17 protein-coding genes and 1 pseudogene are annotated in these 20,987 nt (G+C 65.6%); 15 read left to right on the plus strand and 3 right to left on the minus strand.

Annotated features, from left to right (window positions below; all coding sequences use genetic code 11):
* Window positions 1–93: 93 nt before the first annotated feature.
* Window positions 94–1,206 (plus strand): hypothetical protein, encoded by a 1,113-nt coding sequence (locus AC3WTE_RS28620; RefSeq protein WP_302415957.1) that lies wholly within the window; start codon window positions 94–96, stop codon window positions 1,204–1,206.
* 23 nt (window positions 1,207–1,229) lie between these two features.
* Here AC3WTE_RS28620 and AC3WTE_RS28625 read toward each other — a convergent pair whose 3' ends face one another.
* Window positions 1,230–1,730 (minus strand): hypothetical protein, encoded by a 501-nt coding sequence (locus AC3WTE_RS28625; RefSeq protein WP_302415958.1) that lies wholly within the window; start codon window positions 1,728–1,730, stop codon window positions 1,230–1,232.
* A 113-nt stretch (window positions 1,731–1,843) separates the two neighbouring features.
* On the opposite strand from AC3WTE_RS28625, the gene AC3WTE_RS28630 reads away from it, so the two are divergent.
* Together AC3WTE_RS28630 and AC3WTE_RS28635 are read left to right on the plus strand one after the other, a co-directional pair.
* A complete protein-coding gene (locus AC3WTE_RS28630) occupies window positions 1,844–2,536 on the plus strand; it encodes a hypothetical protein (RefSeq protein WP_492442855.1) in 693 nt (230 codons plus the stop codon).
* Between the two features lie 43 nt (window positions 2,537–2,579).
* The gene (locus AC3WTE_RS28635) at window positions 2,580–2,993 is read left to right on the plus strand and encodes a hypothetical protein (RefSeq protein ID WP_302415961.1); all 414 of its coding nucleotides are present in this window, start codon (window positions 2,580–2,582) and stop codon (window positions 2,991–2,993) included.
* Window positions 2,994–3,094: 101 nt separating this feature from the next.
* Here AC3WTE_RS28635 and AC3WTE_RS28640 read toward each other — a convergent pair whose 3' ends face one another.
* Window positions 3,095–3,379 carry a hypothetical protein gene (locus AC3WTE_RS28640; protein ID WP_302415962.1) on the minus strand — a complete coding sequence of 95 codons (285 nt, stop codon included), beginning with the start codon at window positions 3,377–3,379 and terminating at the stop codon, window positions 3,095–3,097.
* 343 nt (window positions 3,380–3,722) lie between these two features.
* Here AC3WTE_RS28640 and AC3WTE_RS28645 point away from each other — a divergent pair, with 343 nt between their 5' ends.
* The 4 genes from AC3WTE_RS28645 to eccCa all read left to right on the plus strand — a co-directional run bounded on the left by AC3WTE_RS28645 (window position 3,723) and on the right by eccCa (window position 11,130).
* Entirely contained in the window at window positions 3,723–4,199 is a 477-nt protein-coding gene (locus AC3WTE_RS28645; RefSeq protein ID WP_302415963.1) for a hypothetical protein, read from the plus strand.
* 80 nt (window positions 4,200–4,279) lie between these two features.
* Window positions 4,280–5,314 carry a C40 family peptidase gene (locus AC3WTE_RS28650; RefSeq protein ID WP_302415964.1) on the plus strand — a complete coding sequence of 345 codons (1,035 nt, stop codon included), beginning with the start codon at window positions 4,280–4,282 and terminating at the stop codon, window positions 5,312–5,314.
* Window positions 5,315–5,380: 66 nt separating this feature from the next.
* A complete protein-coding gene (eccB, locus tag AC3WTE_RS28655) occupies window positions 5,381–6,901 on the plus strand; it encodes a type VII secretion protein EccB (protein WP_407028670.1) in 1,521 nt (506 codons plus the stop codon).
* Window positions 6,898–11,130 carry a type VII secretion protein EccCa gene (gene eccCa / locus AC3WTE_RS28660; protein WP_302415965.1) on the plus strand — a complete coding sequence of 1,411 codons (4,233 nt, stop codon included), beginning with the start codon at window positions 6,898–6,900 and terminating at the stop codon, window positions 11,128–11,130. The genes eccB and eccCa overlap by 4 nt, the downstream gene beginning before the upstream one ends.
* Here the strand turns inward: eccCa and AC3WTE_RS28665 are convergent.
* Window positions 11,083–12,359 (minus strand): annotated as a pseudogene (locus tag AC3WTE_RS28665) (RNA-guided endonuclease InsQ/TnpB family protein). The gene eccCa and the pseudogene AC3WTE_RS28665 overlap by 48 nt on opposite strands.
* A gap of 163 nt (window positions 12,360–12,522) precedes the next feature.
* Between AC3WTE_RS28665 and AC3WTE_RS28670 the strand changes: the two are divergent.
* The 8 genes from AC3WTE_RS28670 to mycP all read left to right on the plus strand — a co-directional run bounded on the left by AC3WTE_RS28670 (window position 12,523) and on the right by mycP (window position 20,980).
* A complete protein-coding gene (locus AC3WTE_RS28670; RefSeq protein ID WP_302415966.1) occupies window positions 12,523–12,825 on the plus strand; it encodes a PE family protein in 303 nt (100 codons plus the stop codon).
* Between the two features lie 37 nt (window positions 12,826–12,862).
* Entirely contained in the window at window positions 12,863–14,059 is a 1,197-nt protein-coding gene (locus AC3WTE_RS28675) for a PPE family protein (protein WP_302415967.1), read from the plus strand.
* A 150-nt stretch (window positions 14,060–14,209) separates the two neighbouring features.
* The gene (locus tag AC3WTE_RS28680; RefSeq protein ID WP_302415968.1) at window positions 14,210–14,503 is read left to right on the plus strand and encodes a WXG100 family type VII secretion target; all 294 of its coding nucleotides are present in this window, start codon (window positions 14,210–14,212) and stop codon (window positions 14,501–14,503) included.
* Window positions 14,504–14,536: 33 nt separating this feature from the next.
* Window positions 14,537–14,830, plus strand: a complete 294-nt coding sequence (locus tag AC3WTE_RS28685) for a WXG100 family type VII secretion target (protein WP_302415969.1) — start codon at window positions 14,537–14,539, stop codon at window positions 14,828–14,830.
* Window positions 14,831–14,960: 130 nt separating this feature from the next.
* Window positions 14,961–15,869, plus strand: a complete 909-nt coding sequence (locus AC3WTE_RS28690; protein ID WP_302415970.1) for an ESX secretion-associated protein EspG — start codon at window positions 14,961–14,963, stop codon at window positions 15,867–15,869.
* 154 nt (window positions 15,870–16,023) lie between these two features.
* A complete protein-coding gene (locus AC3WTE_RS28695) occupies window positions 16,024–17,709 on the plus strand; it encodes a MinD/ParA family ATP-binding protein (RefSeq protein ID WP_302415971.1) in 1,686 nt (561 codons plus the stop codon).
* Window positions 17,706–19,247 carry a type VII secretion integral membrane protein EccD gene (gene eccD / locus AC3WTE_RS28700; RefSeq protein WP_492442856.1) on the plus strand — a complete coding sequence of 514 codons (1,542 nt, stop codon included), beginning with the start codon at window positions 17,706–17,708 and terminating at the stop codon, window positions 19,245–19,247. The genes AC3WTE_RS28695 and eccD overlap by 4 nt, the downstream gene beginning before the upstream one ends.
* Before the next feature lie 8 nt (window positions 19,248–19,255).
* Window positions 19,256–20,980 carry a type VII secretion-associated serine protease mycosin gene (gene mycP, locus AC3WTE_RS28705; RefSeq protein ID WP_492442857.1) on the plus strand — a complete coding sequence of 575 codons (1,725 nt, stop codon included), beginning with the start codon at window positions 19,256–19,258 and terminating at the stop codon, window positions 20,978–20,980.
* Window positions 20,981–20,987: the final 7 nt, after the last annotated feature.

Genomic DNA, 20,987 nt, shown 5'->3' on the forward strand with positions numbered 1-20,987 from the left:
GCTACATCCATGCCGCCGGGAGATTGACGGTCTCGAAAGCCGGGTTTGAAATGACTGTGGTTTGGGGTGTGGTGGCTGGTTAGCGTGGCTTTTGTGAGTGGCTCGGTTGCTGGCTATGTGCAGGCGGTGGATCGGGTGCTGGGTGCTGGGCAGGGGTTGTTTCCTGGTGGGTCTTCGGCGCCGGCGGGTTTTGGTGCTGGGCATTCGGGTGTTCCTGCCGCTCCGGCGTCGTCGGGTTTGTCTGATGGTGTGGGGGCGGCGGCCGAGACGTATCGGGGTCATTGGGCGACGGTGACGGGCCTTGATGATGGGGCGGGTAAGGCCTCTGCTGATGGGCAGGATGCGGGGTCGTCGGGTCATGCGGGGGCCACGGGGGTGCGTCAGTCGGCGCAGTCTTCGGCGCAGGCGTTGGCGCCGGCGACGAAGTCTCCGGCTGGGGTGAGCAAGCTGGTGTCGACGATGGATGATCGGTTGGCAGCGATGCAGCGGCAGATCGATACCACGACGGCGCAGAATCGGGTGTTGTCGATGCGGTTGCGTCAGCTGGCCGCGGGTTACCGCGGGATGGGCGGGGCCGGTGGTGCGATGGGCTCGATGATGCCCGGCGGCATGGGCGGCGGTGGTATGCCCGGCGGCGGCATGGGTTCAGGCGGCGGCGGGGGTATCCCTGGGTTGTCGGCGCTGGCGAGCTTGCGAAATCTCGGCGGCGCGGGCCATACCCAGGCGGCCGGTATGCGCGGTGAGCCCGAACCGCGTGGCATTGTCGGAACGCCACTCGGGTCGTTGACCCGCAGCAGTTCTCAGCGTGAGGTAGCGGCGGCCATCATCCACGAGGCGCATCGGCGGGGGTATTCGCGGCAGCAAACCGAGGTGATCCTTGCGGACGGCTTCTGTGAATCGAATCTCAGTCCCAAAGCCGTCGGGGGTGGCGGGTTGTGGCACAGCATCTTCCAGCAGGACGCCAGCTATCGCGGCAGGGACAACCCCAACTTGAACATCGAAGAGTACTTCAATCGGCTGGATCATCACGGCGGCCCGCGCAGTCCGGATATCGCGAAAAGCATCTTTTGGCTACAGCAGCGGCCCGGTGAGCCCAGCGCCGAGGCGGCCTATGCCCACGGGCGCAAGGGATATTTGGCGGAGGTGCTCCGACAATTACCGCGCGCGAAGGACATGTACGCATCCATTGCTGCTGCTGCTAGCTGAGCCCGTGCAGGTGCAGTCAGTGGCTAGTTAAGTGTGGCGTTTGAGTCGAGTGCGCCTTTCGCCACCGCGATCAGGGTTAGGCAGATCAGGAAGACAGATTCCATGATGGCCGAGTCCTCGACGGGGTCACCAAAAATGTTGTCACGGACAGCTCGTAGCGCTCCGCGATCGGCTGTTAACGCAGCTGTGACGATCGATTTCGCTTGCGCCTCAACCGTTTCAGAGTTTCGGCGCACGCCGAGTCGACTCATCCAGTCATCGAGATGTGTGGGTGCGTCAGCGGGCAGTGGTGGATAGCGCGTGAGAACCTGGGCAGTAGCTTCGGCCAGTGGAGGCGTGAGGGTCGGGCCGTATCCGGCACCCAACAGTTGGGCGAGTAGGCCTTCCGGGCAGGCGTCCATGAGGCCGATTTCGGTTTGTGGTTCGTCGTCGAACTGTTGTATCAGCGATTTGAGTGACTCGATGACCTGCGCGACATCAACGCTCTCCAAGTCGCCGTTCTCGCCGACAATGATGAATGGCACGTTTGCCCCCTGGTGATGCTTGCCAGCACTTTCCGCCCCGGATGTATCGGCGCTGATTCTACTCGGGCCGAATGACTATGGCGCCCGGTCCAGTGCGCCCGAAGAATGTGGGCATGGCTGATCCGGATATGTCCGACGATGACCGGCAAGCGCTGAACGAGATCCACGAACTGTTGAGCGCCAACCGCGCCCAGACCGCCGTCTACTTGGCCAATTTGGAGGATGCGCGGCAACAACACCTTCGTTCTCCCGCACCACCTTTCCATCGGTACGTCACCGCCAAAGTCGACTACGACTACCGAATCGTGAGCCTTACGATCGCCGATAGAGCGCTGGCGGGGTATGACCACACCGAGCTTTCCGACATTGTGACCGACGTACTGCGCCGTAGTACACAGCACATGTTGGGCGCGCTGTGGGAACAGTTCGACGAGCTTCGACGGTGGAACAAGGAACTCTTAAGCGACCTGCGCGACGGTATCGCAGTACTGCTTGATCGCAGCCCCTCCGACCCACCGGAGTGTTCCTCTGAGCGGGTTCCTAGTCGGGAGATGTTCGAGGCGACATCTCGCGACGGGCAGCTGCGCGTCGTCGTCGGCGAAAGCGCCGCCGAGCACTTGGCCTGCCACATCGGCCCAAGCTGCCTGGCGGAAGGGAACGCGCCGCTGCTTGCAGAGCGGATCGTCGCTTTGCATACCGCGGCAGTCATGCACGCAGAGGTCGCTAGCTGCGTTAAGTCTGGTCTCACGGCTTCGCACAGTAAAGCCGATGTCGAGGCCTTCCGTCGGCGGCACATCACTTTCTGAACACGCATCAGCGAAAAGTCAACGGGGATAGAGGGACTGCGACATGACGACAACTCCTGCCACCCATGGGGCGCTCGACCGAACACAAACCGAAGCGATCATTAATGCGCACACCTGTGCCTGGCTCGGTGACGTCGATGATCAGGGATTGTGCAAGTGCGGCCTGGTCGTTACGACTGAGGAAGAGTGGGCCCGCCACACAGAACATGCGGTGATTCACCAATTATGGTCTCCAACAGCGATATTGATCACGACTGAAGCTGAGCTGGAGGGCTTGCCGATGCGGTCGACGATCGTTGCGCGGCCCAATCGTGACAACGCACTCTTTCGAAGGCTGGTGTTCAGCGACCCGAGCATGCATGCCTGGTGCAATCTGATGGGTACGTTCTGGCCGACCGCCCGCCTCCTTCCAGCGCTAGTTCTTGAACGCGGGCCCGGCCAACAAGACGCTCGGTAAGCAGGGCCCGCGGGCGCCTCGACGCAACGGTTGCTGCCGGGCAACCTCACATCACCAAGGTAAGCGCGCTATGTTCTCGCTGCGCGATGGTCGAATGAATCCTATTCGGGTACAAGGTCTTTCGGCGAGATGCCGAGAACTGTTGCGATGGCGCACACTTCATCGAGGCGGGGCACGGCGGTGCCGGCGCAGTACCGGTATGTCTGCGTCTGGGAAACCCGCATCTGCGGCATCTGGTCGCGCAGCAGCCGATGCAATCCCAGTGGGGTGAGTAGCCGCATGTGGCCGCTGGGCGTCCGGACGCGTCGTGCCGCGAAGATTTCTTTGAGGCGCGCTGCGAAAAAGCTCGCTGTTGGATCGGGGGCGGTTCGGGGTTGTTTGGTCATTGTCTGACTGTTGCACGGAAACTCGGTGTAAAGCCGTCCCGCGTCACTCCCAATGTTTCCGACAACGGCGCGCTGGGGCGGGGGTATTCCTTGCGGTGTGCAGCTTTGCGGTGGTACACGGTTCGAGCGTGCGGGCTTCGCGCCGACTGCTTTGGTGTGCGAAATTCGCCGCAGAAACCTACATGAGTCGTTGCACCAGGCGACGACGCACCGTCTGGCCGTTGTCACGGTCACGGTGAAGCTCACGGGCCGGCGCCGCAGCGCCTGATGCTGATGTGGCGTACGCCGGTTGTGAACCCCGATACCTGAGCCACGGCGGGACGGCGACTCGTATTCTGGTGGAATGGACGCTATCGCGGGCTACCTGTCGCAGATCGATCGTGTCTTGGCGTCCGCGCACAGCTTGTTCCCGGCCGACGCTGCGTTCGCGCATGGGCCTTTGGCCGAGGTCTCGGTGCCTGGTGCGCCGGAAACCACGAGTGAATTGGGTCGGCAGGCTGATGCCGCGGGACAGCGGCACCGCGAGCTGACCGGGCAGGCCGCGAGCTTGCACGAATCGGTGCGCCAGACGGTGGCCGCGGTCGCGGCGGTGATGGGGCAGCTCGGCGCTGAGGCTGGTGCGCTGCGCGATGCGGCCCGCTCGGAGGGTGCGGCGTGGCGGGAGTTGGCCGACGATCCCGCGGCCGTTGTGCAGCTGGTTCGGGCCATGGACAACCGGCTGGCTGGGATGCAGCGCCTGATCGAGCAGGCCAGCGAGCATGCCGATGACGCGGCGGCCGAACTGGCGAACCACAGCGACAGCTACACCACCTTGGTTTAACCAACCCTGCGCCGCTGGCTGTTGGGCCGGGTTTGAAATGACTGTGGTTTGGGGTGTGGTGGCTGGTTAGCGTGGCTTTTGTGAGTGGCTCGGTTGCTGGCTATGTGCAGGCGGTGGATCGGGTGCTGGGTGCTGGGCAGGGGTTGTTTCCTGGTGGGTCTTCGGCGCCGGCGGGTTTTGGTGCTGGGCATTCGGGTGTTCCTGCCGCTCCGGCGTCGTCGGGTTTGTCTGATGGTGTGGGGGCGGCGGCCGAGACGTATCGGGGTCATTGGGCGACGGTGACGGGCCTTGATGATGGGGCGGGTAAGGCCTCTGCTGATGGGCAGGATGCGGGGTCGTCGGGTCATGCGGGGGCCACGGGGGTGCGTCAGTCGGCGCAGTCTTCGGCGCAGGCGTTGGCGCCGGCGACGAAGTCTCCGGCTGGGGTGAGCAAGCTGGTGTCGACGATGGATGATCGGTTGGCAGCGATGCAGCGGCAGATCGATACCACGACGGCGCAGAATCGGGTGTTGTCGATGCGGTTGCGTCAGCTGGCCGCGGGTTACCGCGGGATGGGCGGGGCCGGTGGTGCGATGGGCTCGATGATGCCCGGCGGCATGGGCGGCGGTGGTATGCCCGGCGGCGGCATGGGCGGCGGGTTCGGCGGTGGCGCGATGAGCTCGCTGGCCGGGCTGTCGGGGCTGCCGCAGTCCTTCATGCAGACCGGATACGCCGCTGGCGACCGCGACCAGGGACGCGGCGAGGGCGGGGCGCAAGGCCCGGCGGCCGACGAGGCGGTCAAGGTCGCCGAAAGCGAGATCGGGAAGCCGTATGTCTGGGGCGCGACCGGCCCGAATGCTTTTGACTGCTCAGGCCTGGTGCAGTACAGCTACCGGCACGCTGGGATCAACCTGCCGCGCACCACCTATGAGCTGATGCACGCGGGCCGTCAAGTGCCGCTCAATGACATTCGCCGGGGCGATCTGATCCTGTGCAATTGGTCGGCCCCGAACACACCTGAGCATGTGATGATGGCGATAGGTAACGGGATGGCGGTGGAGGCTCCCACACCTGGCGCCCGCGTACAGATTTCGCACATTCCGATGAGCCGCATCATGGTGCGCCGTGTCGCCTAGCGACCGGCCCGCCACGGGCACCAACAAGGGGGAACGGCAGTGACGATGCATGATCCGCATGGCGGGATCGGGGAACGTGAGGATCCGGCCAAACACGCCCACCTGGGCCTGGGGCTAGCCACCCGGGTGCAGCTGCACGCGCGGCAGTTCCTGGCGCGGCGGGCTGCGATGGGTTTGACGCGGCGCGATGTGGAGATGAAGTCCGATCCGATGCGCCGCAAGACGATGGCGGTCTCTGCGGGTATCGCGTTCGCGCTGGTGCTGTGCGTGGGTGCTTTCTTCTGGGGGTTGTTCAAGCCGGCCGGGTCGATCAAGGATTCGGCCATCATCGCCGACCAGGACTCGGAGGCCTTGTATGTGCGGGTGGGCGGCACCTTGTATCCGGTGCTGAACTTGACGTCGGCGCGGCTGATCGCGGGCCAGCCCGATAACCCGACGCGGGCACGGCGCAGCGACATCGACGAGTGGCCGAAGGGGCAGCTGTCCGGTATCGCGGGTGCTCCGACGGATCTGACCGCGACGAAGCCGCCGACGTCGTCGTGGCTGGTCTGCGACACGGTCGCCAAAACCTACGGCCAGGGCGCCCCGGAACCGGTCAGGGTGACAGTGATTGACGGTCGGCCTGATGTGAATGAGGCGGCGCACCGCAAGGTGCTGGGGACCGATGACGCAGTGCTGCTCAAGTACGGCGACGATGTGTGGCTGATCCGTGACGGCCGCCGCTCGAAGGTCGACCCGACGTTGCGGCCGGTGCTGCTGGCGCTGGGCTTGCCGGAGGCGGCGATGGCGGCGGCGCGGCCGATGAGCCAGGGGTTGTTTAACGCGATTCCGGTGGGTCCGGCGCTGACGGTGCCGGTCATTCCGGGGGCGGGCGGCCCAGCCGGGTTCGCGAACGCGCCCGGCCCAGTAGGCACGGTAGTCAGTACCCCGCAGGTGGGGGGCGAGACGACATATTCGGTTGTGCTGCAAACAGGTATGGAGCTCATTCCGCCGGTGGTGGCCCGTATTTTCGAGAACTCGGGTCAGGCCGGGTCGTCGGTGCTGACAGTGGCGGGGCCGAAGCTCGCGGCGCTGCCGATGGTGAACACGTTGGATGTGTCGGTGTATCCGGATCATCAGCTGAATTTCGTTGATACCCAGTCCAATCCGTCGACATGCTGGTGGTGGCAGCGGGGCCATGGGGAGCCTCGTGCGACCACAAAGGTGGTGTCGGGGGCGTCGGTGCCGATCGCCGACGATGAAGTGGCGAAAATTGTGCCGTTGGTCAAGGCCGATAAGTCCGGTCGGGAGGCTGACGGGGTGTATTTCGGGCCGGATTATGCGAACTATGTGGCGTCCACCGGCAACGATGCCGCGTCGTCGACGATGGAGACGTATTGGTGGATCGCCGAGACGGGCAACCGATTTGGGGTTGACCGTGACCAGGGGACGATCAATGCGTTGGGGATCGGGACGCCGACGGTCTCGGCGCCGTGGGCGGTGCTGCGGCTCTTAGCGCCCAGTCCTGAGTTATCGAAATCAGATGCGTTGGTGCGGCACGATTCGCTGCCCACCGATTTGAATCCGGGGGAGTTGCCCAAATCATGAAGAAGAACTTTCAGCGCAAAGAGGTGTCGCTGCCAGATGAGCTGCAGCTGAACTCGCAGAGCATTGAACTGCTGACCCCGCTGCGGGTCGAACCGGTGGAAACCAAGTCGCCGATCATGATTGGTGCTGGTGTGCTGGTGATCGGCGCCATCTTGGCGATGGTCGCGGTCTCCTTCGGTACCGGGGCGCGCACTTTCTCCGGCGGGTACAGCATCATCCCTGGCCTGGGCATGATGGGCATCATGGCCCTGCTGTTTCGCGGGTTCAGCGGCGGCTCAACTATGTCGCGCGGCAAGATGGACGCCCTGCGTGCGCTGTACTACGCCGAGATGGACAAGCGCCGCAAGCGTGTGGAGGCGCAGGCTGATCGGCTGGACAACAACTACCGCTGGTTCCACCCTCCGACGTCGACGCTGCTGGCGGCCGTGGGCGGGGAACGGATGTGGGAACGCAGCCATCAGGGACGCGACGATTGGTTCGGCACGGTGCGCATCGGGGTGGGAATCACCTCGCTCAACGGTCAGGTGGTCACGTTCACCGAGCCCGCCGACATGCCGACGAAAGCTCAGATGGAACCGGCCACCGGAAAGTATCTGCAGGAGATGGTGCGCTACCAGAGCGTGGCTTATGGTGCGCCCGCGATGATTTCGCTGGTGGAGGAGCCCGGCTTCCGGATCGGTGGGCCCCGCGATGTGGTGTTGGCGATGGTGCGATCGTTGATCGCCCAGATGACGTTCTCGCATGGCCCTGATCAGCTGCGGCTGGTGGTGATCACCAGCGATCGTGATGCGTGGGAATCGGTGAAATGGCTGCCGCACGTTGGTGATATCAACAACCCGGACCGCGCCGATGCCGCGGGCGAAGCGCGGATGGTTTATGACAGTGTCGATGATTTCTTAGCGGCACAAAAAGATCCGCTGAATCTGGGGTCGGCCCGCGGATCGTTCGTGCCGCGCCATCCTGGGACAAAGACCGCGATCCCGACCCCGGTGTGGGTGGTGATCAACGACACCGATGATGTGTGGCCGTCGAATCTGATGAATCAGAACGGTTTGGACGGCATGGCATTTTTCGATCTGGGCATCAATGTGCCGGCCTGCTCGTCCGAGGGCGACGACCGCACGCTGATCATTGATCAGGACGCGATGGTCACGGCGGTCCCGCGTCAGGTGAGCTCGACCGCGGCCCACGCGAGCGGGGGTCGAGAGTTTTTCGCGGTCGCTGACCTGATGTCGGAAGAGGATTTTGAGCTGTTCGCCCAAGAGATGGCCGGACACCGGCTGGCCGAGGGTTACGAAAGCACCGATGATGTCGACCGCACGCCAAAGGCGCGAACCATCTTGGGGCACTATGGGATTGATGATCCCGGGAAGGTGAATTTCCCGGCGCTGTGGGCGGCGCGCAGCGATCCGCTCTCGCCGGAGCATCTGAAGTTTCCGATCGGCAATCGCGTCGATAATGGGGAGCTGATCGTCCTCGACATCAAGGAGGCCAGCCGCAGCGGCGTCGGTCCGCACGGACTGTTCACCGGGTTCACCGGCTCAGGCAAAACGACCGGGGTTCGTTCGTTGATGTTGGCCTTGATGACCGGGCACCATCCCGAGCTGCTCCAAATTGTCGGTGCCGACTGCAAAGGCGGCGCGGGGGTGTTGCCTTTCCGGGGCACACCGCACATGGCGGGCCTCATCACCGACCTTGAGGGCGACCAATCACTGATCGATCGGTTCCTGGACGCATTGTGGGGCGAAATCGCCCGCCGCAAAGAGGTTTTCGCGAAGTGGGGCGTCGATGACTGGTATGAGTACCAGAAGATGCGCATCGACCGTCTGCGCGCGAATCGCCCCGCCGATGAAGTGCCGCCGCCGCTGGCATGCCTGGTGATCTTGGTCGATGAATTCAGCGAGTTGTTCCGGCTCAAGCCGGAGGCCGTGGAGGCCTTCGACGGTGTGGGTAAGCAGGGCCGCGCTTTTGGTATGCACATGTTGTTGGCCAGCCAGAAGGTGGAGTCGCGGGCCAACAAATTCTTGGAACACATCGGCTACCGGCTCGTACTCAAGGCCAACACTCAGGACACCGCGTCCGCGGCGGGGGTTCCGCAGGCCTACTACCTGGACGCCAAGGTCGGGCTGGGGTACCTACGGGCTGGTGGCCCGGACAATCTGACGAAACTGCAGCTCGAATCGTTGTGGCGGGAATACCGCGCCCCGGGCTTGGTGGCTGAGGATGCCATCGAGGACGACATGTCCTATGCCCTGGATTACTTTGAACCGCAGCTTTTTTCGACATCGCACACCCCGCTGGCGATGGCGGATTCGGTTATTTCTGTGGACAGCTCTGCCGGCGCCGAGGGATACCGGTCGGTCGAGCAGATGGAAGACATGCTGCTGCGCCCGACCATCGGGCACGTGATGATCGAGCAGCTTCGGGCGATCGACTTCACTCCCGAACCGTTCTGGCAGGGCACGCTGTCCTCACCCATGGCGGTCGATGAGCTGGTCAATCGAGAATGCCCCGGGGGATGGCAGAACGGTTACGGTCAGCGCACCGGGTTGACCATCCCGTTCGGCGTGATCGACCGGCCGTACAAGAATGATCTGCAGACGTGGGAGAACGACTTCACTCGGGCGGGTTCGCTGCTGGTGGTGGGCAAGGAGTCCTCAGGCAAAACGACGACGCTGCAATCGTTGATCTGCGCGGCGTCGATGCTGTACACACCCGAGCAGGTCCAGTTCTACTGCCTGTCGCTGTCCGGTCAGGTACTGAACACCGTGGCCGCGCTGCCACATGTCGGCTCCATCGCGACGCCCACCGACCATGAAGGCATTCGCCGCATTATCGAATCTCTGGTGCGGTTGCTCAGCGACCGGCAGCTGAGTTTTCAGCAGTGCGGATCGATCAGTGCCGAGAATTTCCGGGCTCGACGCGCCGGGATCGAGCCCGGTCCGGTCCCTCAGGATGGGTACGGCGATGTGTTCCTGGTGATTGACAACATCGACTTTTTGACTCGCCAGGATTCCCCGGTGCGCAACGCCGAGCGTCTGGCCGACAGTATTACCACCTTGATCAAAGACGGTCCCGCGTATGCGATACACGTCGTCGGAGCCGCGCGGCGCAAGCAAGAGGTTGCCCAGAAGGCTCGCGAAGCGTTCTCCACCGTGGTGGAGCTGAAGCTGGGCAGCGCCATCGATACAGGGTTGGTCAAACCCCGCGATCAGGACCAGGTACCTGGGGGGCGGCCCGGCCGCGGGATGGTTCCGCAGAACTACGTCCGCGAAGGCGTCGACCCGACGGGTCTGCACACTCTGGTAGCGCGCCCGGCGCTGGAATCCACGGACGCCGCGGTGTTTGATTCGAGCAGCGTGGCGCAGGCGGTGGGACAGGTCGTCGGTAGCCGTTGGCGGCCGGCGCGCCCGGTGCCGCGGGCGCCGGAGCGTATCACCCTGGCTCAGATTCGGGCCGATTTCGCCGCCGCGGTGGGCAGCCGTAAGGCGTTGATGTGGGCGGTCGACGAATGGCGGTCGCCGGTGCTGTTCGATCCCGCACAGTCGCCGCATTTGGTGGTGACAGGTAAAGGCAAGTGCGGCAAGACGACAACCCTTGGCGCACTGATGTCCGATATTGCGCGGGTGTATGCCCCAGGTGGTTCGCGGGCGGTGGTCGATCCCGCCGACCAGCGGCCTCGGGCTCAGGTCTGGCTGGTTGACCCGCGGCGGCATTTGACGCCCGTGCTGGGCAGTGACTACGTGGAGGAGTTCGCATTCGACCCGACCGCGGCGGCGCGACTGGCCAGCAATCTGGTCGCGACCCTCGGGCCGCGGCGGCCCGGCGGTGATGTGACGTTGGAGAATGCGCTGAGTCAGAGCTGGACAGGTCCTGAGATTTTCCTGGTGATCGACGACGCGCACATGTTGCCCGCAGGCCCGAGTCACCCGCTGTATCCGCTGGAGCCGTTCATTCATGGCGCCGCCGATGTTGGCTTGCGGGTGATCCTGGCGCGCTCGTTCGGCGGGTTCAGCAATGTGATGGGAGACCCGGTACTCAAGACCCTAAACCAAAGCAGTGCACCGCTTTTGGTGATGTCGTCCGATGCCGAGTACGGGCCGGTGCGCAACAAGTGGAAGGGCCACCCAATGCCCCCCGGACAGGGATTCCTGTTCGACCAGGACGGAGCAGGGACCTACCTACAGGTGGGGCAGGTTGCAGTGGGCGGAGATTCTTCCCCCAATTGACGTCCTCTCTTGGCCGAAGCCGAGAGATTCCAACCCCACCCGTCTACTTAAGGCGGCAGGTGAGTGGTGTTGAGGTTCACGGTTCGTAGACCGCCTGCTGGCGAGGTCTCCCCGTGCAGTCACCGCCCGTCCGGCGGCGATGTTGCGTGCTGCGTTCACGTCGGCGTTGCACGGCCCGGCGGTGCAGGCTTGGCACTGGAAAACCGCTTGGCTCTTACGGTTCTCGGGTGCGCTGTGCCCGCACGCGGAGCATCGTTGCGACGTGTACGCGGCCGGGACCTGCTCGACCCGGCCAAAAGCCTTGTGCTGCAACCGGGCGGCCAACAGGCCCCAGCTGTTGAGGCTGATCGCCCGGTTCAGGCCCCGTTTCTGCGCGACGTTCACCCCGGGCTGCTCCACGGTGCCGCGAGCGCTGCGGGTCATCGCTTTGACATCCAGGGCCTCGATGCGGATGGTCTCGAACCGTCGCGCGATATCCGTGGTGGTCTTTTCGACCCAGTCTTTGCGCCGATCGGTCTCGCGGGCATTGAGTTTGGCGATCGCTGCCTTGGTACGGGCTCGACGGTTCGAGCCCCGCTGCGCCCGAGCCGCTGCTGCAATACCTTCAACCGCTTAGCCTCACCGCCAGTCAGGCCCGGCGCGTGCAACAGCTCCCCAGTCGAGAGAGCAGCCGAGACTGCCACACCACGATCAATGCCCACCACGGTGCCGTCAGCGGGCCCGGTGATCTGCTCCGGAACGTGCGCGAAAGCGATATGCCAACGCCCGGAGCGGTCGCGCGTGATCCGGAACGACTTCACAGCTTGAGGGACCGGCCGCGACAACCGGAAACGCACCCAACCTACTTTGGGTATCCACACCCGGCCGTACCGGCGATTGAGCCGCACGACATGGTGTTCTTTGACCGCGACCTGCCGAAATCCTTCGTGGACACCGGCTTTGCGCCACGACGGGCGGCGATGGGTGCCGCCAAAGAAGTTGCGCATTGCCTGCGCGAAGTCCCGCAACGCTTGCTGCTGCACGGTCTGCGACCCCGCCGCCAACCACGGGAAAGCCGCCCGGGCCTCGGTCAACTGAGCGGACTGCTCGTTATACCCGGGAGCCTTCAACCCCGCCCGCCAGTGCCGCTGCTGTTCGACAGCCAGATTCCACACGTAGCGCGCGTGCCGGCAATGCTCCACCAAGCCGGCCGACTGCTCAGCCGTGGGAAACAACCGATACCGGGACACACCCGCACCCTAACCACCACCACCGACAACCAGCAGGAAGGAGACGCGGCGATTGCTCCCCCGGCTAAACCCAGGGGCCTCCACTCCGTAAAAATCCAAATGACCGTCGCGAACTTGTCAGATACGCCGGTACGCTGGCGTTAGTCAACCGGGGAGGGTTCACATGTCCTTTGTTAATGCACAGCCCGCCGAGATGGTCGCCGCGGCCGGGGGCCTGCAAGGCATCGGTAGCGCGATGATGGCCAGCAGCGCGGCGGCCGCCGAACCGACCACCGGGGTGGTTCCGCCGGCGGCCGATCCGACGTCGTTTCTGCTGGCTGCCGCCTTTGGCGTCCATGGCGGCCTGTTTCAGGGCGTGTCCGCCGTCGGCGACGCGGTGCACGAGGGAATCGTGACCACGCTGGGTGCGTCGTCCGCCTCGTACGCGGCCACGGAGGCCATCAACAACATCGCTGCGGCGATCTGACCGGCCCCGTCGCTGAAGCTGTAAACACAGGTTCATCGTGGTCGATTACGTAGTGCTGCCGCCGGAGGTGAACTCCGGGCGGATGTATGCCGGGCCCGGTTCAGGGGCCTTGATGGCGGCGGCGGCGGCCTGGCAAGCCCTTGCCGCCTCGTACGGCAGTTCCGCGGCCGCGTTTCAGCAAGTTGTTGGAGCCCTCGTCGGCGGCGGCTGGCAGGGCCCTTCCTCCATCTCCATGGCCACCGCAGCCGCACCGTACGTGGTGTGGATGGCGGCCACCGCCTCCCAACATGAGGAGGCCGCCGCGGCGGCACTGCAAGCGGCCGAGGCGTTCGAGGCCGCCCGCGCCGGGGTGGTCAACCCGGCGGAAATCGCCGAAAACCGGTCGACGCTGGCGACATTGCTGAGCACCAACTTTATGGGGTGCAATGCGATCCCGATTGCGGCCAATGAGGCGGACTACCAACGTATGTGGGGCCAGGACTCGGCCGTGATGATGGGGTATTCAGCCGATAGCGCCGGGATCGTCGGCTCCCTCATCCCGTTCACGCCGCCGCTGCCCGCCAACGATCCGGGCGGGATGGCGGCCCAGGCGGCCAGCGTCGCGCAGGCCGGCAGTCAGATTGGAACCAACGGGGCACAAACGTTTTCGCAGACCTCGAGTCAGCTGATGGGCGGCACCTTGCCCGGCGGGCAGGACGCCTCGGCGGTGATGAGCATGGGGCCCGAATTGCTTCAGACGATTCCCTCTGTGCTGCAAGGGTTTTCCAGTCCGCTTAGTTCAGCCAATCCGGCCCAGAGCTTGGGGCAGTTCTCGTCACTGCTGCAGCCGTTTATGAGCATGTTCTCCAACCCGGGCATGTTCGGCGGTGGCGCGGAGGCGGCCGCGTCGATCGCCCCCGCGCTGGGGTCGGCAGGGCCCGCGGCCTCCGGTGGCCTGGCGGGGTTCGGTGGAGGTGGCAGTGCGTTGGCCTCGCTGGGGCGGGCCGGAAGTATTGGCGGCCTGTCGGTGCCGGGCACCTGGGCGGCCGGCTCGACGGCCAGTGCCGGTGGTGGGGCGACGCCGGTGCTGTCGGCGGCCGCGCGCGGGGCGGTACCGGCCGCAGCCAGCGGTACCGGTGGCGCGGGTGGTTTCGGGGGCGCGCCGATGGCCGCGCTGGGTGGCCGCGATCGCGGCGATGGATCCGGTCCGCGCTACGGCACGCCGGTACGAGTGCTGCCACGCGAAGACGCGTGACAATGTTGTGGGGAATTGTTATGCGGGAGGTAGGGGGCAATTGGCTGAAAACAATTTTTGTTGACCGTTGCGCTGAGTTTTCAGCGCATTAGGGTTAAGACCTAGACATATCTCCGCAGTACGAATACTCAATCGCAAGGAGCGAATATCGTGGCAGATTTCATGACCGACCCGGCGGCGATGTTGGACCACTCCAACCGGTTCGCCAACCACAGCACCACCATCCAGGAGGAGGCCCAGCGGGCCTACCAGTCGGCGGTCAACATTTCCGGTGCGGGCTGGCAGGGTGATGCCGAAGGCACCAGCATGGCCTCGGTGGAGCAGTTGAACCAGGCGTTCCGCAACATCGCGGAGATGACGCACTGGGCCAGCACGAACATCAAGGCCTCGCACGACCAGTATTTGGAGCAGGAGCTGGCGTCCAAGGGCCGCCTGACCGTCTAAGACAGCCGTACTTACACCACAGGAGAGACAGATATGACGATCGGTTACAAATACGACGAGGTTCACGCCCACGGCGCCACCCTGGTTGGACAGGCTGGCTCGCTGGAGGGCGTGCATCAGGCGATCATCCGCGACGTGAACAGTGCGGCGGATTTCTGGGGCGGCGTCGGCAGCCAGGGCCACCAGGACTTCATCGACCAGCTCAACCGCAACTTTCAGGTCATCTACGAGACGCTGAGCACGCACGGCACCAATGTGCAGCAGGCCGGTGCCCACATGGGCGATACCGACGGCACGATCGCCGGCTCTTGGGCGCGCGGCGTCTAAGCCCCATGGCGCAGGCCCATATACCCCCCGGTGGGCCTGCGCCACCTCCGTCGAAACGCCCCGCGCCCTTGGTGCGGGGCGTTTCGCATTCCCCCGGGGGGCAACTGCACGCAACGCGAGGGATGATCCGTTGAACTACACGACACCGGTCGGGCGGTTGCCCGACACGACGGTCAATATCGAGGGCCTGTGGCTGTTGCAGGCGCTGCTGGGCATTTCGCGCTTGACGCCGGAGCTGCGTGGCCTGCCCTACGGGGCGGCGCGAAGCGATGACTGGATGATCGACAACCCCGGCGTTGCGCACTTGCAGGAGCAGGGCTTGGTGCTCGATGACGGTCAGGTGCACCCCGATTTGGCCGAGCGCCTGCTGGCCCTGGCCGTCCCCGATGTGGAGCTGGTGATGGTGGTGTCGAGCGGGTCGATCGACTGGGACAGTCGCGGCGGCACCGAGCCTGGGCAAACTCCGGCCGCATTACAGGTGCCTGACGGTCAGGTGCGGGTGGTGCTGGCGCGTCGCAAAGGCCTGTGGGTGTCGGCGGTGCGGGCCCGCGATGAGGTGACGATCGATGCGGCCCCGGGCGGGTACACGGCTGCCGCTGCGGCCGTGATGATCAACGGCCTGCTTGACCATGTGCATCCGTGTGGGCCGTCGACCATGACAGCGGTGACGTTGCCGACCGATGACTTGAGGTCGGCCGCGGGGGCCGGTCCAGCACAGCGGGTGTCGGTGCTTTCTGCGGCGGGTTTGCGGGGCAGCGCCCTGTCCGAGGTGCTCGCGGCGATGGAGGATCCGCACGCCGAGGCGGTGCTCTACGGGCGGGCTTACTCTGATATCGAGACGTACATGAGTGCGGCGATTCTCAATGTGCGCGACAGTGAGCAGGGGCGGATTGTGGTGTATGACATGGCGCCGATCCGGGGGGCGTCCCAAGAGTGGACGATGGTGTCCCCGGCGACGGTGCCGCAGCTGGAGGCGGGGGTGGCTCGGGTCATCGGCAGCGTACCGATCGCGCGCTGGGATGACCATATTCGCTCGTGAATTCGACGGCATATGGGGGGACCGGGGTGGAGCAAACGATTTATCGATAAGTACGAAATGGCCGTAGTTTGTCGATAATTGCCGCCCTAGGATCAAAAACATGAATGCCAGGTCACGGCAGTTGGATGTAAATACACGAAGCGAGGACGAAGCAATGGATTCGGACTTCACGGCGCGGTATCTGCAAGACCCAGAACCACCCGCCGCCAAAATGTCCGCGCCGGGGGGCGACGTGGGGGCACCGGATGTATCGCAGCATCCCGAGATTGCCGCGCCAGGTCACAACCTGCACAACCCGCCGGCAATGACGCCAGCCGATGAGCTCACCGGTGCGGTGTCCCCGGAGGCGCTGGCCTTCCTCGCCGAGGAGCGGGCCAAACGTGCCGCCACAGAGGCAGCCCAAGACATCGCGGCCGGCCGCGCCGCGGCGGGTCCCCCGACCGACGTAGTCGGACCGCCCGTGCCGGCGGCCAGGCAGGCCGGCCCTGAGGTCACCGGCGAACAGCCGCTGGCACCCGTGGCGCGCACCGCAGAGCCCGGGGTGCCGCAGGCGCCCGCGGGTCGGCACCAGGCACCACCACCGCCGGCGCATCCGGCGCCGCAGCACAACGGAGCACCGCCGCCCAATACCGGCCCGTTCCCCAATGCAGCTGTGATGCAGCAGTTCTCGCAGTTTGCGCCGAACGTCAACGGGGCAATGCAACACCAGATGTCACAGTTCGCACCGCCGACTGGCCCGGGGCAGGTCGCTATACCGCAACCGACGCGCCCTGCGGGGCTGCCCGCCGTGCAACCCCAGGCCGCGCCGGTCATCTACGGCAGCGCCTTGGAGCAGCAGCTCGCCGACCCGGATGCCCCCGCCGAGTGGACAGCGGGCAGCGTGACGCGGCATCTGCGCACCGATCACATCGTGCACCAGCGCCGCCAGCCACCCGAAATGGGTTGGCGCAAAGGAGTTTTCCGCAGTTCGTTCGGGCTGATCAACCTGGGTGCTGGACCTGCTGAGCGCCAGCTCAATGACCAGAAGGCGTTGATCCGCACCAACATTCCCGGCAACTACCACATCGCCATGGTGTCGGTGGGCGGCGGTGTCGGGAAGACTCGCCTGACCGCCGGCCTGGGCACCGCGTATCGGATGTTCCGCAGCGACCCGGTACTGGCCATCGACGGCAACCCCACCTACGGGCAGCTGGGCAGGCTCATCGACAGCAACGCCAGCATGAGCGTGCGCGATTTCCTCACCGAACCATACCTGCACACCTACCCCAAGGCTCGCCAGTACACCGGTCAGAACCGGTGGGGCCTAGAGGTGTTGGCCGGCAATCAGAACATGCGAAACCCGTTGAGCTTGTTGCCGTTTCGAGACCAGTCCTCGGGCAAGAACGTCAATCCGTTTCAAGAGACACTGAATCGGGCCAACCGCTTCTATCAGCTGTCGCTGATCGACTGCGGCCCCGACATCGAACACCCGATCATGTCCACGGTGCTCTCCAATGTGGACGCGCTGGTGATCGTGGCACCGCAGAACTTTGACGGCGGCGAAGCAGCCGAGAAGACGATCGCCTGGCTGGATGTGCGGCGCCGCTACGAGTTGCTCAAGCGCAGCGTGGTGGTGCTCAACGACGTGTACAACTGCGATAACAAGGTCTTTGTCACCGAGGTTGAGCGGGCTTTGGGAACTCGGGTGGGAACGGTCAAGACCGTGCCGTGGGACGCCCATCTGCGGGACGCGGCAGAGTTTGACTTCGACGCGCTGGCGCGGCGAACGCAGTTGGCGTTCATCGACATTGCCGCGTGGCTGGCGAAATCGTTCGCCATGGCCGGGACCCTCCCGCAGTGACCGCGGTGCAGACCGAGGCGCCGGGCACACCGGTGGGCGCTGAACCGGTCAAAGCCGAGCCGGTCGCCGCGCCGCCGCGGGTGCAGGTGCCCGTGGTGGCCGGGCAGGCGCAAATCCCGGTCCTGCTCGACGGGGTCGCGAAGATTTCGCGGATGATGCCGGCGCTGGTCAAGCTGATCAACGACCGGCTCAAAGCTATTGGCGAGCCGCCGCTGGTGCCGGGCAAGCGGGGCCGATGGGCGCTGTGCTGGGTGGACGGGACAGCCCTGCGCCCGGACAGGTCACTGTCCGAGCATGGGTACGCCGACGGCGTCCCGCTGTGGCTGACATTCATCGCGGACACCGAGGCCCGCGTCCCGGTCATTGAGCATGTGACCTCGGCGATCCCTGAGGTACTGGCACAGCGGTGGCGCGGTACCGATCCGGTGTGGGCGGCCCGCTCGGGATCGGCGCTGTTGTCGGCGGCGTTGGCGGTGGTGTTGACGCTGCTGTTGCGGTGGCGGTTCAGCCATCCCGGTCTGGTGGTGCCCGCCGCGGCCGGATTGCTGGCGGTGATGCTGCTGGTGGGTGCGGCGGTGATCGGCTTGCGGCACAGCGCCGTTCGTCGGCCGGTGGCCGATTCGTTGATGCTGGGAGGATGCGCGGCGGCGGCCTTGGCCACCGCCGCGGCGATCAGCGGCGGGTTGGGCGCGGCGCACGCGGCGATGGCCACCGCCGTGCTGATCGGCGCGGCCCTGTTGGTCGTGCGGTTCACGGGACGGTTCGTCGGCACCGCCACCATGGTGCTGGTGGTGGGGGCGGCCACGGTGATCATCGGGCTCGCGCGGATGGCCTGGGTGACGCAGGCTTCGGTGATTTACCCGTGCCTGCTGGCCGCGTCGGTGTTCGTGATGCACGCCACGCCGGCGATGTCGCGGTGGGGCTCGCGACTCAAGCTGCCCTCGGTGGCGCTGAACCAGGACTGGGAAACCCGCGCGGACCTGCCCCTGAACGTGGTCGTGGCAAGTACTGATGACCCGGTGGTCAGCGGCCCCGAACTCGACGGCCCTGAATCGGTGAGCCAGTCGCGCATCGCAGCCCTACAGGCTCGCCAGATCGTCAGCGGTCTGCTTGGCGGTAGTTGCCTGCTGGTGCTCATCTCGGCGATCGGCGTGTGCAACCCGCACAGCACGCAGCGGTGGCTGACCCTGACTCTGGCCGGGTTGGCCGTCATCGCGGTTGCCCTGCGCAGCCGCGACTACGACGATCGGCAACAGTCGACCTTGTTGGCGGTCACCGCGGGTGTGGCGATCATCGGGATCGCCGTGCGCTACGCCCTGGTGCTCTGGAGCGTTCCGGCGCTGCTGGCCGCATGCGCGGTGATCGTGGCGGTTCCGGCGTTCGGTTTGGTTGCGGCAGTGATCATTCCGACCAAAGAGTTCTCCGAGGTCACCAAGATTCTCGTGGAAGGCCTGGAGTATGCGGCGCTGGTGTTCCTGTTCGGGGCGGCGACGTGGCTGACCGGTGTCCTGGAAATCATCCGGTACCGGATGTGGTGAGCGTGTCGATGAAACCGGTACGTACCACCACGGCGGTCGGCTGCGCGGCCACCCTGGTCATGATGTCGTCCTTATTCGGCACTCCGCAGGCCGCGGCGCTGGAGCCACCGACGATCGACCCGACCGCCGTGCCGGCCGACGGGGCTCCCACGCCGCCCGAGCCGATGCGCCAAGGCCTGTATTGCCGGCGGGTGGGCACCCTGCCGGGTACCGATTACCGCGTCCAGCCGCATTTTCTGGACATGCTCAACGTGGCGCAGGCCTGGCAGTTCGGCCGCGGAGCGGGGCAAACGGTAGCGGTTATCGACACCGGGGTGACCCCGCACCCGCGGCTACCGCACCTGGTCGGCGGCGGGGATTACATCGTCGACGGCGGCGATGGGCTTTCCGATTGCGACGCGCACGGCACCCTGGTGGCCAGTCTGATCGGTGGTCAGCCCGCCGACGGACACACCCCGCTACCTCCGCCGATGCAGAACCGGCGACCCGAGACCGTCCCCACTACCGATGCCCCGCCGCCTCCGCAGACGGTGACGGTGGTGACTCCGGCGCCTGCCGCGCCGCCCCCGCCACCACCGCCGCCGCCGGACGGTGGCGCCCCGGCCGGGTGGACCGGGCCCACCACGGTCACGACGGTGACCGACGTGACGTGGCACGCGCCGCTGCGGGCGGATACTCCCGCGGGTTCCCCGACGGGTTCTGCCGCCCCGCCCGACGCCCCGGCACCGCCGCCCCCGCCGCCTCCTCCTGCGGCGATCCCGGCGGACGGGTTCACCGGCGTCGCACCGGATGTGACGATTCTGTCGATCCGCCAGTCCGCGGCCACGTTCTCCCCGCGCGACGCGTTCGGCGACCAGGACCCGGTGACGCGCCGCAAGGGCGGGGACGTGCGGTCGATGGCCAGTGCCATCGTGCATGCGGCCAACATGGGTGCCACGGTGATCAACATTTCCGAGGTCTCGTGCATGGAGGCGACCAATCCGATCGACCAGCGTGTCCTGGGCGCGGCGATCTATTACGCCGCCGTGGTCAAGAACGTGGTTCTGATCGCCGCGGCGGGAAACACCAGCAATGGCAACGTCACTAACAACTCGGACTGCAAACAAAACCCGATCTACAACCCGCTGCAACCGGGCGATCCGCGAGATTGGCAGGGGGTCAACACGATTGTGACCCCGGCGTGGTTTTCGGACTACGTGCTCAGCGTCGGAGCAGTCGATGCGGCGGGCAACCCGTTGACTGATATCAGCGTGGCCGGCCCGTGGGTGGGGATCGCCGCACCTGGTACCGACATTGTGGGGCTCTCGCCGCGCGATGACGGGCTGGTCAACGCTGTGGAAGGCCGCAACAACGACATGGTGGCCCCGCTGGGGACATCGTTCTCGGCGGCGATCGTCTCGGGTGTGGCGGCGCTGGTCCGGGCGAAGTACCCGAATCTGACGGCACACCAAGTGATTAACCGGCTGATCGCAACGGCCCGGCCCCCTGCGCGGGGCATTGACAATCAGGTCGGGCACGGCATCGTCGACCCGGTCGCGGCCCTGACCTGGGATGTGCCGGCGGGTGAACCGGTGGCTCCCGGGCGGCTGTCGACGCGGCTGATCGAGCCGCCGCCGCATCCGGGTCGGGACATGGCGCCGACATTCCAGGCGATGGCCGGTATCGGGGCGGTCGCGCTGCTGGTCGGCACGGTGGTCGGGCTGTCGGCGCTGATCAGGTCTAGGAGGTCATGATGCGCCC

It is taken from the genome of Mycobacterium sp. FW102-FHT13B02, from assembly GCF_058790275.1.

What these genes read in the sequence shown, in the direction of transcription:
- AC3WTE_RS28640 (WP_302415962.1), bottom strand. Translation starts at nt 3,379, where the DNA reads ATGACCAAACAACCCCGAACCGCCCCCGATCCAACAGCGAGCTTTTTC.
- mycP (WP_492442857.1), top strand. Translation starts at nt 19,256, where the DNA reads ATGAAACCGGTACGTACCACCACGGCGGTCGGCTGCGCGGCCACCCTG.
- AC3WTE_RS28645 (WP_302415963.1), top strand. Translation starts at nt 3,723, where the DNA reads ATGGACGCTATCGCGGGCTACCTGTCGCAGATCGATCGTGTCTTGGCG.
- AC3WTE_RS28695 (WP_302415971.1), top strand. Translation starts at nt 16,024, where the DNA reads ATGGATTCGGACTTCACGGCGCGGTATCTGCAAGACCCAGAACCACCC.
- AC3WTE_RS28630 (WP_492442855.1), top strand. Translation starts at nt 1,844, where the DNA reads ATGGCTGATCCGGATATGTCCGACGATGACCGGCAAGCGCTGAACGAG.
- AC3WTE_RS28635 (WP_302415961.1), top strand. Translation starts at nt 2,580, where the DNA reads ATGACGACAACTCCTGCCACCCATGGGGCGCTCGACCGAACACAAACC.
- eccCa (WP_302415965.1), top strand. Translation starts at nt 6,898, where the DNA reads ATGAAGAAGAACTTTCAGCGCAAAGAGGTGTCGCTGCCAGATGAGCTG.
- AC3WTE_RS28685 (WP_302415969.1), top strand. Translation starts at nt 14,537, where the DNA reads ATGACGATCGGTTACAAATACGACGAGGTTCACGCCCACGGCGCCACC.
- AC3WTE_RS28670 (WP_302415966.1), top strand. Translation starts at nt 12,523, where the DNA reads ATGTCCTTTGTTAATGCACAGCCCGCCGAGATGGTCGCCGCGGCCGGG.